This is a genomic window from Halopiger djelfimassiliensis (genome assembly GCF_000455365.1).
GTDB lineage: Archaea > Halobacteriota > Halobacteria > Halobacteriales > Natrialbaceae > Halopiger_B > Halopiger_B djelfimassiliensis.
In genome coordinates this window covers 57,859-71,899 of the sequence record NZ_HG315686.1, presented here as the reverse complement: position 1 = coordinate 71,899, position 14,041 = coordinate 57,859, and the positions used below count along the sequence as shown (strand labels likewise).

General features: G+C 65.7%; 16 protein-coding genes. 10 read left to right on the top strand and 6 right to left on the bottom strand.

Going from position 1 to position 14,041, the window contains the following annotated elements; genetic code table 11:
- The first annotated feature begins 275 nt into the window (after positions 1-275).
- Complete coding sequence (locus tag TX80_RS11510; protein ID WP_049923286.1) at positions 276-575, top strand: hypothetical protein; 300 nt, start codon at positions 276-278, stop codon at positions 573-575.
- 298 nt (positions 576-873) lie between these two features.
- Positions 874-1,104 (top strand): ribbon-helix-helix domain-containing protein, encoded by a 231-nt coding sequence (locus TX80_RS11505; RefSeq protein ID WP_049923285.1) that lies wholly within the window; start codon positions 874-876, stop codon positions 1,102-1,104.
- Positions 1,105-1,121: 17 nt separating this feature from the next.
- Here TX80_RS11505 and TX80_RS11500 read toward each other — a convergent pair whose 3' ends face one another.
- Positions 1,122-1,310, bottom strand: coding sequence for a DUF7550 family protein (locus TX80_RS11500; protein WP_049923284.1), 189 nt, complete (start codon positions 1,308-1,310; stop codon positions 1,122-1,124).
- A 169-nt stretch (positions 1,311-1,479) separates the two neighbouring features.
- Between TX80_RS11500 and hisF the strand changes: the two genes are divergently transcribed.
- Entirely contained in the window at positions 1,480-2,295 is an 816-nt protein-coding gene (hisF, locus tag TX80_RS11495; protein ID WP_049923283.1) for an imidazole glycerol phosphate synthase subunit HisF, read from the top strand.
- 56 nt (positions 2,296-2,351) lie between these two features.
- Positions 2,352-3,182: a hypothetical protein gene (locus TX80_RS11490; protein WP_049923282.1), complete on the top strand. Its 831-nt coding sequence runs from the start codon at positions 2,352-2,354 to the stop codon at positions 3,180-3,182.
- A gap of 66 nt (positions 3,183-3,248) precedes the next feature.
- Here TX80_RS11490 and TX80_RS11485 read toward each other — a convergent pair whose 3' ends face one another.
- Positions 3,249-3,533: a DNA-directed RNA polymerase subunit L gene (locus TX80_RS11485; protein WP_049924058.1), complete on the bottom strand. Its 285-nt coding sequence runs from the start codon at positions 3,531-3,533 to the stop codon at positions 3,249-3,251.
- Positions 3,534-3,711: 178 nt separating this feature from the next.
- On the opposite strand from TX80_RS11485, the gene TX80_RS11480 reads away from it, so the two are divergent.
- From TX80_RS11480 to TX80_RS11465, 4 genes are all read left to right on the top strand, one after another.
- Positions 3,712-5,541 (top strand): rhomboid family intramembrane serine protease, encoded by a 1,830-nt coding sequence (locus tag TX80_RS11480; protein ID WP_049923281.1) that lies wholly within the window; start codon positions 3,712-3,714, stop codon positions 5,539-5,541.
- 302 nt (positions 5,542-5,843) lie between these two features.
- A complete protein-coding gene (locus TX80_RS11475) occupies positions 5,844-6,608 on the top strand; it encodes an ABC transporter ATP-binding protein (protein ID WP_049923280.1) in 765 nt (254 codons plus the stop codon).
- Positions 6,598-7,905, top strand: a complete 1,308-nt coding sequence (locus TX80_RS11470) for an FtsX-like permease family protein (RefSeq protein ID WP_049924057.1) — start codon at positions 6,598-6,600, stop codon at positions 7,903-7,905. Before TX80_RS11475 ends, TX80_RS11470 begins: the two co-directional genes overlap by 11 nt.
- Entirely contained in the window at positions 7,902-9,134 is a 1,233-nt protein-coding gene (locus TX80_RS11465) for an ABC transporter permease (RefSeq protein ID WP_049923279.1), read from the top strand. The genes TX80_RS11470 and TX80_RS11465 overlap by 4 nt, the downstream gene beginning before the upstream one ends.
- Here TX80_RS11465 and TX80_RS11460 read toward each other — a convergent pair whose 3' ends face one another.
- Together TX80_RS11460 and TX80_RS11455 are read right to left on the bottom strand one after the other, a co-directional pair.
- Positions 9,135-9,776 (bottom strand): METTL5 family protein, encoded by a 642-nt coding sequence (locus TX80_RS11460; RefSeq protein WP_049923278.1) that lies wholly within the window; start codon positions 9,774-9,776, stop codon positions 9,135-9,137.
- A gap of 9 nt (positions 9,777-9,785) precedes the next feature.
- Positions 9,786-10,187 (bottom strand): hypothetical protein, encoded by a 402-nt coding sequence (locus tag TX80_RS11455; RefSeq protein ID WP_049923277.1) that lies wholly within the window; start codon positions 10,185-10,187, stop codon positions 9,786-9,788.
- A gap of 165 nt (positions 10,188-10,352) precedes the next feature.
- On the opposite strand from TX80_RS11455, the gene TX80_RS18675 reads away from it, so the two are divergent.
- A complete protein-coding gene (locus TX80_RS18675; RefSeq protein WP_081661583.1) occupies positions 10,353-10,523 on the top strand; it encodes a zf-TFIIB domain-containing protein in 171 nt (56 codons plus the stop codon).
- Between the two features lie 95 nt (positions 10,524-10,618).
- On the opposite strand, the gene TX80_RS11450 is transcribed toward TX80_RS18675, so the two are convergent.
- Complete coding sequence (locus TX80_RS11450) at positions 10,619-11,653, bottom strand: hypothetical protein (RefSeq protein ID WP_049923276.1); 1,035 nt, start codon at positions 11,651-11,653, stop codon at positions 10,619-10,621.
- A 97-nt stretch (positions 11,654-11,750) separates the two neighbouring features.
- Positions 11,751-12,668, bottom strand: a complete 918-nt coding sequence (locus tag TX80_RS11445; protein WP_049923275.1) for a DUF7139 domain-containing protein — start codon at positions 12,666-12,668, stop codon at positions 11,751-11,753.
- 288 nt (positions 12,669-12,956) lie between these two features.
- On the opposite strand from TX80_RS11445, the gene dph2 reads away from it, so the two are divergent.
- Entirely contained in the window at positions 12,957-14,006 is a 1,050-nt protein-coding gene (gene dph2 / locus TX80_RS11440) for a diphthamide biosynthesis enzyme Dph2 (RefSeq protein ID WP_049923274.1), read from the top strand.
- The last annotated feature ends 35 nt before the right edge of the window (positions 14,007-14,041 follow it).

Below are 14,041 nucleotides of genomic sequence, written 5' to 3'. Positions count from 1 at the left end.
ACTCGAGTGTTCGTCCGGACGGACGTAGATGTGACGCCACGGCCCACAGCGGATCACGTCGAAGCCTCACCCACCGTGCGAATCCGGGCTCGCGCTCGACGTGTGGCTTCGGCCGTCGGACTCGAGTGATACGACCGTCGGCGCGAAAGACGAGATTCGCCGGCAGGCGGCGGCCTTGAAACGACATGTAACAGTCGGACGAGCGTCACAAGTCGGGGACTACCTCCCGAAACCCTCGCCATCCCTTAGTAGCGTCTCGTCTACCGATACAGCGTATGGCGAGCAGACAACAGATGGCAGAACGGGAGGTTTCTGGACAGGCAGCCGAAGACGTCGGCGAACAGGCGATGGGCCCTGCGTTCCTCGCGTCCGCGGCGTCCGTCGCCCTCTCGTGGTACTACTTCTTCCTTCGCGGGGAACGCGAGCGTGGGCTGTTCGTCGGCCTCTGGCCGCCGACGATCCTCGCGTTCGCGAGTTACTTCAACCAGCGAAAGATGCGCCAGCAACTGGACGCGATCACCCAGCCGGGAACGACGATCAAGAACGCGATCGACTCGATGATGGGCAACCGTTGACATCCCCCTCCGCGTTCACGCGGAGGAATCCCGAGCGGACGGAGATCGGAGATTTCCGAGCATCGCGGAATCTTCGATTCCGCTCAGCGGTGGGAGTTGCAGGTTTACAGTCCAATCGGCGGACTGGTGGACTGCTGGCGGTGCCAAACCGTCGTTACCGAGTGATGTCGTCACCAGCCGCAGGCGACACTCAGATGTAGCCCCGTCGTTTCCACGGGCACGGCCAGTGCGACCTTCTTTTCGATCGGTGCGGAGTCCCCGTCAAACCTAAATACCCCCTCGCCGAAAGCCGAATCAGATGCCGAAAGTAGAGATCACCATACCGGAACACCTCGAGATGCAGATCGCCCAGATGGTCGAGCGCGGCGAGTTCGTCAACCGCGAGGAGGCGATCGAGGATCTCCTGTCGACCGGGATCAAAGCCTACAAGACCAGCGGGCCGATGGACGAAGAGGAGGGAACAGGTACCGGCGGGACCGGCCTCGAAGACGACGGAATGATGGGCCACGACGACGAGTACGTCTTCTAACGCTCAGTCTCTTTTCGCTAGACGGCGACGAGCGGGATCCCGAAAGCGATCGCCACGCCGATCACCAGAACGACGAGCCCCATGCCGACGTCACGAGCCGTGTACTCGCTCATCGGCGCAGTCGTCCGTTCGGCCTCGAGATCGTGACCGACGTCGGCACCCGTATCGTGCTCGTGCTCACCCTCGGAGTCGGTGTCGTCTGCCATACCTGAACAGTGGCCCCTCGTGGTCTTAAAAACACCTCACTGCGCCGCGGCGCCGGCCGGCCGGAAACGATACCTGTCGCCGTAAGCGGTGGACGGAACGACGTGCCGCAAAACCGCTCGATCCAGACGCCTTTACTACCCCCGGAACGAAGACTCGCCTAACGATTACATGGCACTGACCAAGCGAATCATCCCGTGTATCGACGTCGACATAGACGAGGACGGGAACCCGGCGGTCTACACTGGCGTTCACTTCGAGGACCTCGAGTACACCGGCGATCCGGTCGAGATGGCGCGGGCGTACAACGAAGCGGGAGCCGACGAGTTCGTCTTCCTCGATATCACCGCCTCCGCGGAGGGGCGGGAGACGATGCTCGACGTCGTCGAGCGCGTCGCCGACGAAGTGTTCATTCCGCTCACCGTCGGTGGCGGCATCCGAACGACCGAGGACATCAAAGAGGCCCTGCGGGCCGGCGCGGACAAGGTCTCGATCACGACCGGCGCGCTCGAGCGCCCGGAACTGATCACCGAGGGCGCACGCGCGTTCGGCAGCCAGTGTATCGTCATCAGCGTCGACGCCAAACGGCGGTTCGACGAGGACGGCGAACACTACGTCGAGATCGACGGCGAGTCCTGCTGGTTCGAGTGTACCAAGAAGGGCGGTCGCGAGGGGACCGGGATCGACGTCCTCGAGTGGGCCGCCGAAGCCGAGGCCCGCGGCGCGGGCGAACTGTTCGTCAACTCCATCGACAAGGACGGCACGAAAGACGGCTACGACGTGCCGCTGACGAACGCCGTCTGTGAGATCGTCGACACGCCGGTCATCGCCTCCTCGGGCTGTGGCGGTCCCGAAGACATGCACGAGGTGTTCACCGAGGCCGGAGCCGACGCCGGGCTGGCGGCCTCGATCTTCCACTTCGGCGACTACTCGATCGAGGAAACCAAGGCGTATCTCGACGAGCGGGGCGTCCCCGTTCGGCTCTGAGATCGGGGTTCCGACGATCAATACGCTTATTTCCCAGCAGTCACCGTCTTTAGCCAGTGAAGTGGCGGTGTACGTGGTGTGGAAAACCACACGCGGAGAACGATCCTCCCTGCGATAACTGCGGGCACAACGCCTTCGAACGGGCGATCGTCCGCGAGGGCGAACGCGAGGGAAGCGACTCGACTGCCACCCAGACCGTCGACACCGGCACGACCTACGTCTGGACCTGTCCGAACTGCGGCCGCGATCACGTCAGGAACAACCCGCCCTGCTCTCGTTGTGGCAATCCCGACCTCGAGAAGACCGAGCAGCGCTACGACGACGTCGATCGGGAGCTCGACAGGCCGGGCTGGCTCGAGGTCGCGAAACCGTACGCGCCGTTTCTGGCGGTGATCGCGCTCGTCGCCGCGCTGTTTATAACGGGGATCGTTCCGCCGTCGGTGCTGCCGGGGATCGGTGCACCCACACCGCCGGAGGCACCCGGGAACGGGAGCGAACGGGCGGGGATCGATCTCGAAGCCACGGAGCAGATCGTCCACGAGCGACTCGAGGACAGTCGACAGGAGCCAAGAAGCTACGACCCGGGGCTGGCGGCCTACGCCGAGTACCGGAACCGCGCGTACGTGGCAAAGGAGTACGACGACGCGAGCCCGGACGCCGTCGCTCCCGGCGACTTCGACACCCCCTGTGGCGGCCCCGTCCGGGGCGGGCTCGTCCCGACCGGCGTCCCGATCGACGAGTTCGAAGACGAGGACGACCTCGCCGACGCCGTCGCTGCGATCCTCGAACCCAGCGACGGCGGCACCGCTCCGGAGTACACCGCCGAAGGACTCGACTTGCACGTCGCTCCCGACGACACGGTGGTCGGCTACTACGCGACGTGTTGATTCGAAACGAGGGATCGGTCGGCCGCCGTCGTCCCGTCGAATCGGGCGCGAAAACGAGGAGCGCGATTACGCTGCAGCTTCGAACGCGTCGCGGAACGCGACCGCCTTCTCCCGGACGTCGACGGCCGCTTCCTCGAGCGCGTCGAGCGGGTCGACATCGCCTTCGGTCTTGATCGTGAGGATCGGTTCCGTCTGGCCGCCGGACTGTTCCGGGTTGACGTCGTAGGTCGCTGCACTCACGTCCTCGTGTTCGAGCAGTGCACCCTTGAGGACGTTCATGAACGTGTGATCCTCGCCGGCGATCTCGATCGAGAGTTCGTCCTCGCTGCTCTCGGTGACCCGCAGTTCCATGTCACGTTCTGCGTGCGTCGCCTGCTTGTACCTTTCGAAGCCGAATCCGGCATCGTCGCCGTCGCTCGAGGCGATCCCGTTCCGGCCCCGGGTGGCGAGCACACGCCCAGCGGATCGACGGCCGGCCCGTCGGGATGTGAGAGTAACCACTATACGCCCGCGGTCGAACCACAGGGACATGTCCGCGATCGGGACCGCCCTGACGCTGCTGGTCGCTGCGACGCTCGCGCTGTCAGTCGGGGTCGTCAATCGGCTCCACCGGTCGGAACGGCGCTGGCGCGACGTCGCGACCGATCGGCTCGTGCTGGGAGTACCGTGGGGAACGCTCGTCGTCCTGACGTTCGTCTTCTGTGTCTACCTGTTCGTTCAGGACGGCAGCACCGATTTCTCCGATCCCGTCACGATACCCTACCGGGCGTGGTCGTACTTCTCCCCGCTCGGGATAGCGACCGCCTCGTTCGCCCACGCCAGTCCCGGCCACCTCGTCGGCAATATGGCCGGCACGGCCGTCGCCGCGCCGATCGCCGAATACGCCTGGGGACACTACTCCGGCGACCGCGGCGAGGAACCCGCGTCGTGGTGGACGACGCCTTGGGTGCGGGCGTTCGTGCTCTTTCCCGGCGTCGTCATCGCGGTCGGACTGATCACGAGCCTGTTCTCGCTCGGTCCCGTCATCGGGTTCTCGGGTGTCGTCTTTGCCTTCGCCGCCTTCGCCCTCGTTCACTATCCGATCACCACGGTCGTCGCCATGTTAGGGGTACAGGGCATGCTGTTGACGATCTACCGCGCGCTCCGGACCCCGATCCACACCGTCGTCGCCCAGCCGAGCCCGCCGAGTCCACCCTCGTGGGCGGGGATCGCGATCCAGGGACACGCCCTCGGGTTCTTCATCGGTCTCGTGCTCGGCATTCTGCTTCTCGATCGGCGGGGACGCCGTCCCGATGCGCTCCGCCTCTGGCTTGCGGTCCTCCTGTTTGCCTTCTCGAAGGGACTGTGGCAGATCTACTGGTTCGGCCAGGGGAACACGTTCATCCTCTTTCAGGGACCCGGCGTCGTGATCGTCACAACCCTCGCGCTCGTGATCACGCTCGCGCTGACGGCCTCCGAGAACCCCCTCGTCCCGCGGCGACTCGAGCGTGCGTTCGCTCGCGGCCGTGAGTCCGGGGACCGCTCGTCGGAATCGCCACTCGCCCGACCGCTCGAACTCGCCGTCCGGAGCGGCGAGGCGGGTGCCCCGCGGCTCGATCGAATCCGCGACCTCGCAAGCGGCGGGGAACCGACCGCCGGGACGGACGACGATCGCGGATTCTCCGGACTCTCGAGCGTGAGCCGACGGGGAGCGGCGTTCATGGCCGTCCTCGCCGTTCTCTCGATCGTCGCGGGGATGGCGGTCCCGGTGAACCTGCTCGTGCTCGAGGACGCGAGCGCGACCTCGAGCGCTGCGGTCGAGATCGAGGATTACACGGTCGACTACGCCGAAAACGTCGAAAACGAGCTCGTCTCGGGGATCGGGATCGACGCGGTGGCCGACGACGCCGGACTCGAGGCCAGCGGCGTGATCGTCGCCAGCGAACGACGAAATATCTGGCAGGAGGTCGTGACGAAATCCCATCTGGCGTTTACCGGCCACGAGACGGTTGCGGTCGGCGGCCCCGGCTGGCGCGAGACCGTCCACGTCGAGCGGACCGGCTGGGAACCGGTCGGAAACGCCACCGTATATCAGGTCCGGCTGTGGACGGACGGAGACGATCCGTCGGTCGCCTACGAGTCCAACGAGTCACGGGCCGACGTTCGAATCGACGACAGGACCGTCACGGTTGCCTCGAGCGACGGGACGTTCGTCCTCGAAGTCCAGTCGAACGAGACGGGGACCGTGACGACGCCGATCCCCGACGCGAACGAATCGACGACGGCCGGCGGGATCACGTTCGAACGCGACGTGGGAACGATCTACGCCGTTTCGAACGGGACCGAACTCGCGGTCGCAAGCGAGGAGAGCTACAACTGACCGCAGCCGCCGCTTTCGGCTCGACAGTCACGGCGTACGACAGGGTCGGCGGTCGGGTTTCGTCTCCGTAACCGTCACGGCAAGCGAACGGTCGGTTGTACGTTCACGTTTCGCGAGCCGGGAGCGGCCGCCTGACACGGAGACGAGCGAACGCGCCACCGTGAAGGCCTCAGTTACGTAAACGACCGAAATCCTCGACAGCGCCCCCATCGCCGACCGGTTAACCGCCACGTTGTGGCGGGAAACCGGTCAGAAACAATGAGTCGGCGATCCGTTCACTCGCTCGAGTTGAATCCCGACCGATGATCCAACGTGTCTTTCGGGCTGGGACGTCGTCGCCGACGAGCGACGCCGAGCGATCGAGTTCGGCCCCCGCCGTTCGACTCGTCGACGTCACTCACGAGTACGGATCGCCCGGCGGGCGGCTTCGCTCGAGTCACGACCGGACCGTAACCGCACTCCGGGACGTCTCCGTGGACGTCCGACCGGGGGATATCGTCGGACTCGAGGGGCCAAGCGGGAGCGGCAAGTCGACGATCCTCCACGCGGTGGCCGGACTCCTGGTGCCGACCGACGGCACCGTCGAGTTGCTCGGAACGGACCTGACGTCGTGCTCGGATCGGGGACGAACGCGGCTTCGGCGTCGACACGTCGGGATCGTCTTTCAGCGGTTTCACCTCCTGCCGTCGCTGTCGGCCCGGGCGAACGTCGCGTTACCGCTCGTCCAGACCGGCGTTTCCAAGGCTACCCGACGCGAGCGGGCGACGACGTTGCTGAAACGGGTGGGGCTGGAGGACCGAGTTACTCACCTCCCCGGCGAACTCAGCGGCGGCGAACGCCAGCGGGTCGCGATCGCGCGGGCGCTGGCGACCGACCCCGAGGTCATCGTCGCCGACGAACCGACGGGCGAGCTCGATACTGCAACCGGCGAGAGCGTCCTCGAGTTGCTGACCGACGTCGGCCGCGACCGTGCGGTGGTGGTCGCATCCCATGACGACGCCATGCTGTCCGTCGCCGACCGGGTGATAACGCTTCGGGATGGACGGGTGGTGTCGGATGCGGGCTGACGCCGACGGAACCAGACGCTCCCGCTGGGCGGGGCTCGTCGGCCTCTCGACGGTCAGACTGTGGAAACGCGCGACGGGGACCACCAGCGGACGGATCGCCGCCACGATCGGTGCCGTCGCGGTGACGATCGCGCTTCTGGTGATCGTAACGGGGGTTGCGCTGGCGCTTGCCGGCGGCGGGGTCGCGAGCGAGGACGATGCCGACGTTCGGATCGTGCCCGAAGAGACCGGGGCGCTCTCGTCGGTCGACGGCGTCGAAAGCCCGCGTCTCGGTGCGACCAACGAACGGGCCGCGACGATGCGGTCGCAGGCGGGGATCGACCACGCGACGCCGGTGCTCGTGGAACCGGTTCGACTCGAGCCGACGGGGAGCGGAACCGACGGCGGCGACGGCGATCCACACACCGTCCTCGTCGTCGGGGTCGTCCCCGACGAGGAGCCACGGACCGTCGGCGGGCTTTCGACCGCCGAACTCGAGCCGGGCGATACCCACTACGCGAACGGCAGCTACGACGGGCCGCGAAACGGCGAGATCGTGCTCTCGGCGGCCGCGGCGGATCGGCTCGGCGCAACGACTGCCGACGAGCTGACCGTCTCGAGCCAACGGCGGGAAGCCGACGAACCGGGATCGACACCGACGGAAACCGAACCGCCAACGGTGACCGTCACCGCGGTCGAAACGGCCGGAACCGACCGCGAGACCGACGTGTCGGTCGCGCTCGTCCACCTGAGCGAGATACAGTCGGTCGCCGGCTCGGACGACGGGGAACTCGCCGATCGGGTACTCGTGTGGGGCGACCCCGAGGCGGCACAGACGGCCGCGACCGACGCCTACCCAGCCGCCGCGGTCGAAGCCGACCGAGAGACCGACCCGTCGGCGCTGTTCGAGGACGGACTGGCGTTGGCGACGAGTCTGCTGGCGTTGCTGGTCGGCCTGACGATCTGTGCGTCGTTTGTCGCGACGACCACGGGAATGACCGTCGACGACGACCGCCGGACGCTCGCGGTGCTCGCGTCGGTCGGCTTTCCGACCCACAGCCGGCTCGTGCTCGTCGCGGTCTCGACGCTTGTGACGACGCTGTGCGGTGCGCTTCTCGGCGTCGGACTCGGCGTCCTCGGAGTCCGGGTCGTCAACGCCGTCGCGAACACGACCGTCGCACCCGGGGCCGTCGCGGTCGTGCACCCGCTGTTCGTTCCGTACGGGATCGCCGTCGCCCTCGTGTCGGGGCTGGTCGCCGTCCCCTATCCCCTCGCGGTCGCCGCCCGGACGTCCGTGCTCGAGGAGGTGGGGCGATGAGCGTGCGACGCGCGATAGGACGGGCAAGCGCCGTCGTCGGCATCGCGTTCGCACAGCTCCGTCGCTCTCCCGGTCGCACCGTCCTCTCGATCCTTGCGGTGGCGCTTGCAGTGCTTTCGGTAACGCTGCTCGCGAGCCTCGGGGTTGGCGTCGTCGAACAAGGCGAGGACGGGATCGAAACCGCCGGCCGGGATATCTGGATCTCGAGGGACCCGGTCGACCCGTCCGCCAGCGGGACGGCGAACCCGATCGCCGACGCCCACGGAGTGACACGGGAGATCACGTCCCGCGAGGACGTCCCCTTCGCCAGCCCGATCGCGATGCACGAGGTGTACGTGGGGACGGCATCCGACGACCTAGAGCGAACGGCCGCTGTCGGCGTCCACGAAACGCACGGCGGATACGACTTCGAGGACGGACGGGGATTCGAGCAGGCGGCGTCGCCGGCCGACGGTGCACGGCCGACGGAACCGACGACCGGCGAGCTCGTACTCGACCCGCGGCTCGCTGCGGCCCTCGATGTATCCGTCGGCGATACCGTCTACCTCGGGAGCAGCCGGGAAACGGCACCGGAAGCCGAGTTTACCGTCGTCGGAATCTCGGCGCATCACTCGCAGTATCTGGGATCGGAGGCGGTGACGATGCCGCTTGCCGACCTGCAGGCGGTCGTCGGAACGACGGGGACGGACCGCGCGACGTTCATCACGGCAAGCGTGGCCGACGACGCCGACCCCGACGCGGTTCGGGACGACCTCGACGAGGCCTACCCCGAGTACGACGTCCGGACCAGCGACGAGCAGGTCACGGCGATGTTCGAGGAGCGGCCGATCGTCCTCGCGAGCGGCGCGACGTTGATCGGCCTCGCCGTCGTCGGTGGGATCGTCCTCACCGTCAACCTGTTCGTCCTCGTCGCCGCCCAGCAGCGGACGGAACTCGCAGCGTTGCGCGCACTCGGGCTCTCTCGGTGGGTTCTTGCGGGCACGGTCGGCGCGCAGGGACTGCTCATCGGGCTGCTCGGCGGCCTCGTCGGTCTCGCCGCCACGCCACCGCTCGCGACGGGACTGGACCGATTCGCGGCGTCGGTCGTCGGCTTCGACGGCCTCCTCCGGACGTCGCCGGCGGTCTACGCCGCCGGCTTCGCCCTCGCGATCGGCGTCGGAACGATCGTGGCGGTCGTCACCGGCTGGCGGGCCGGCCGCTACGCGCGCATCGAACACCTCGAGCGATAGTCAGGCCGGCGGCTCGAAGCGGGACCACTCGATCCGGAACACCTCCGCCTCGAGCGTCTCGCTCGCCTCGGTGTGGAACTCGAATCGCCGTTCGATCGGGAACGGTGCCCTGAACGCGTGTGTTACCGTCCCGCCTTCGTCGGCCGCGAACGACTCGACGAACGACTGACTGCCCGCGTTGTGGATCGTGTACGAAACGGCGGCGATCGACCGCGCCGTCTCGAGAAACCGCCTGTCTGCGTGGCGGTTCCCTCGCTGTGCGCCGAACGGCGGGTTCGAGACGACGGTCACACCGGCCGACGAAAACGGATGACGGGCGACATCACCCTGAATCCAGTCGATCCCGGACGCACCGTCGATGCGACGGGCGTTCGCGCGGGCCACCGCCAGCGCGTCCCGGTCGACGTCGATGCCCGCGACCCGATCGCCGCCGGCGAGGGTCGCCCCGACGGCGAGCATTCCCGTCCCGGTCCCGAGATCGAGTACCGGGCGGTCGAGATCACCCTGTAATCCGGCGAGGTGACAGACGTGGGCGGCGATCTCCGGCGGCGTCAGGTACTGCTCCAGCGCCGGAGAGGGATCGGAAAAGTCCGCGAGCGACTCGAGTTGTCGGGCGATCGTCCGTCGAGAGGGGGCTGCCATTACCGGGCCTTACCGCTCGAGCGTGATGGGTCCCTCGAGATCGAGGACGAGTCCCTCGCGCTCGGCCCGCTCGGCACAGGCCGCAAGCGCGGGGCGAACCTTCTCCGGATCGGCGACGTCGTCGACGGTGACCGTAATCGACCCGACGCCAAGGAAAGAGCCGGCCCGGACGTAGCTCCGGATCCGGTCGACCTCCTCTTGGGTTGCAAGCGAACAGTCCGCGTCGAAACACGCCTCGACGGTAAGTCCGGTCGGAGCCAGCCCTTCCTCGGCGAACTCGCGTCTGAGATCGCGGAGGTATTCCGGCGCCGTCGACTCGAGCGCTGCGGCATCGAGGATAACGGGCGTCTCGTCGGCGGGCTGGCAGTGTTCGATCGTCGGGGTCCGGTCGGAAGACGGGGTGGTACTCATCACCACCAAATACATATGCCGCATACAAAAAGCTTGTTAGATACGCAGTAGTAATACACCGCGGGGAATGCCGCGGCCGTTTCGCCGCCGAACGCGACTCGACCGAGCCGCTAGTTTCGGTGCGGGATCGAATAGAGTTAAGGGCTGTCCGTGTGAACGCTCGGTATGGACGAGTGTCCACGGTGTCAGGGCTCGCTCGAGGAACTCTCGCTCGGAGAGGTTTCGACGGTCACGTGCCCCCACTGTGAGTACGCTGATATCCCCGTCGAACACGAACGGATCCGCGAGGAGACGGAATCCTGGCGGGACGCCTTCAACCGCTTCTACGATCAGTAAGCCGCGTCCTCGGAACGCACGTTTCGCCGCCACTCCGACGGGTCGCCGCGCTATTCGTTCAGTCTCGAGTCGAAAAGGATCGCAGTTCCGAGCCGTTACTCGCTTGCGGCGGCCGCTTCGGCCTCCGCCTCGTCGTCGTGATCGTGGTCGACGTCCTCGTCGGAGCGAGCGGCGACGAGCCCACCGCGGGCCACGCTGTAGAGCGGTTCGTTCGCGTGGGTCACGTCGCTGATCGAGAACGGAATGTTCGCGTCGTCGAGGTGGTCACGGAACAGCGCTTCGAAGCCGTCGGGGCTCGAAGTGCCGCCCGTGACGACGACGGGGACGTCCAGTCCTTCCTCGACGTCCTCCTCGTCGACTTCCTGAACGATGTTGTCGATAACGTAGTCGAGCAGGTTCTCGTAGTAGATCGACAGCGCCCCTTCGACGCCGCCGACGTCGGTCGTGAAGTCGAGTTCGAAGTCGTCCTCCTTGATCGAGGTGACCTTGTCGACGGGCGTGCCCGTCGCGCGGGCGGCCTGTTCGTCGACCCAGTCGCCACCGCGGGCGACGGAGAACTTCATGACCGGCACCGCGTAGTAGGCCAGACAGACGTTCGTCATGCCGGCACCGAAGCTGATTCCGAGTCCGGTGAAGTTGTTGTCCGCCAGTTCGCTGTAGATGACGGACATCCCCTCGTTGATGGGTTCGGCGTCGTACCCCATGTCGTCGAGGAAGGACTCGATCGTCTTCTGGTGGTACAGCGTCGAGAGGTCAGAGTCGATCGGGTCCGCGGGCGTCGAGAAGTAGAGTTTCTCGTCCGGATACGCGGGTTCGCCGACGACCTGTTCGATGATGAGCTTCATCATCGGGATCGCGCTCTTCTCGTCGTTCGAGAGGATCCCGTGTTTCATCGGACGCCGCGTTTCCTTGTTGAAGATGTTCGCGAAGTTGAGGGCGTCGTCGCCGACGACGTAAACCTTGTCGTCCTTGCGGATGTGGAGAACTTCGCTTCGCGAGAGCATCTGCTCGGCCATATCCGAGTACTCGATTTCTACGAAGGAGTTACGCTGTTGCACGAAAACCGTATCGTTTCCATCCTGCTGTGCGGACAGGATGTTCATCGTTCCAACGTCTAGGCCTTTCGCCATAGTTGAGCAAGGTCACTGACGGATTATAAATCTATGTGCATAAATTCCATTGTGTAAATAATAGTAACAATATAGTGTTTCCGCCGCGTAACGATCATTAATTACGCGTTACCAGCACTCGGAAGCGCTCAAGCAGTCCCGACACCGTTCCGCGAAGCCCCTCGTCGTCGGCTGGGCTTTCGGGTGCCTGCTGGTCGCGTTGTTGCTCGCGGAGTTCCCGCAGTTTCGCAGTCTGGTCGTCGACCGTGGAACTCGAGGTGGTCGTTTTCGTTTCGCCGCCTTTCAGTCCCTTGAGGCCGGCAACCTGATCGTCGACGCCCGACGACCGGACCGTCTTCGTGCCGGCGCTCGTGCTGACTGAGACGTCGTCGAACTCGTCCTCGGAGAAGCGGAGTTGCCGGTGTTCGGTCTTTTCGACGCCGCCCCAGGAGAGTTCGACGCCGTCCATCGCTTCGTCGATGTCCTGCTGGATCTCCTCGTCGGAGTACGACTCCGACTCGTCGTCGTCCGAGCCGACCTCGATCCGCTCGACCTCCCGAGCCATATCGAGGTAGTGGGCGATCAAGGCCGCACCCGTCGACGCGGTGACGCCCGCCAGTCCGACCGCGTAGGTGGCGGTCACTTCGACGGTGTAGTCGGTCTCGTTCATGAAGTTCCAGTTCTCGGGGTAGACGAGGACGAACCCGACCGTTGCGGCGACGGTGACGACGGCACCCGCCGTCGAGACGCCGAGGACTTTTCGATCCGACGGGAGCAACACCACGACCCCGAGGATCATCGCCGGAAGCGAGAGCATTCCGAGCGCGTAGGCCGGGCGCACCCACATGAAATACGCCTGATTCGATCTGTCGAACGTACTACTCCAGAGAAAGAGGACCAGTGCAACGACCGCTAGGCCGATACCGCCGAGAAACAGGCCGAATCCGAGGTACACGTCGGTTCGGTTCTCCGGCTCGCCGATGTATCGGCGGTAGAGGTCGAAGAGATAGCCATCTACGGGCTGTTCCGCTGGCATTAACACCTCGTTTACACTCCAGTACTATGACTGTTGGGTCGAAGCGACCGGTCACGTCAGACGGTCGATCGAGCAGTGCTGGTGTAGAAAATCCGCGCGTGAGCACGTACGGAGACGATACGCCCGGATCCCACACCGAATCGATTCGATTCATCGAAGCGAGGAATAAGCGACGAGTCGCGTGAGAACAACTCGAGGGAACCACGCTGGATCGGCCCGCGGGACGACCGCGATCCCGCGGCTGGACGAAGCGTCGCCGTTATACGTCCGTGGCCGTTAGGACGGCCAATGAGTCAGGAGTCGGAGTACACCGAGGGGGACCTCCGGAACACCGGAATGCGTCTCAAACACGATCGCGAGTGGGACTACGAACTCGAGCAGATCGTGGACGCGATCGAGGAGCGAGACGCGACGAAGGTCGGCCTGCAGTTCCCCGAGGGACTCAAACGGCGCGGCCCGGCCGTCGCCGACGACCTGCGGGCGTTGACCGACGACGACGTGACGTTCATGCTCTCGGGACAGCCGTGTTACGGGGCCTGTGACCTCGATACGTATCTGATGAAACGTACCGACGTGTTCGTCCACTTCGGCCACTCGCCGATGAAGGACACGGACAAGGTGATCTACGTGCCGCTGTTCTCGAACGTCGACGTGACCCCGATCATGGAGGAAGCGCTCGACACCCTCGAGCCGCCCGAGGAGACCGACGGGGTCGGCCTCGTCACCACCGCCCAGCACATGAACCGCTACGAGGAAATGACCGCGTTTCTCGAAGCGGAGGGCTACGAAGTCTACAGCCGTCGTGGCGACGAGCGGCTCACCCACGAGGGGCAGGTCCTCGGCTGTAACTACGCGAGCGCGGACGTTCCCGCGGAGCAGGTCCTCTACGTCGGCGGCGGCAAGTTCCACCCGCTCGGGCTGGCGATGGAGCATCCGGACAAACACGTCGTCATCGCCGACCCCGTCAACAACGTCGTCACCGTCGCCGATACCGAGCAGTTCATGAAACAGCGCTACGCCGCGGTCCACCGCGCGATGGACGCGGAGAAGTGGGGCGTCATCTTCTGTACCAAGATCGGACAGGGCCGGTGGGAGACCGCCCAGGAGATCCTCGAGGACAACGACGACGCCTACCTCATCACGATGGACGAGGTGACCCCGGACCGACTGCGCAACTTCGACATGGACGCGTTCGTCAACACCGGCTGTCCGCGGATCACGACCGACGACGGCCCGCAGTTCCACAAGCCGATGCTCACCCCCGGCGAGTACCGCATCGCCGTCGGCGACGAACCCCTCGACAGTCTCTCGTTCGATACGTTCCACGGCACCTGGTAGTCGGCGACGGATCGCCTTCTCGTCGCGACCGCGAG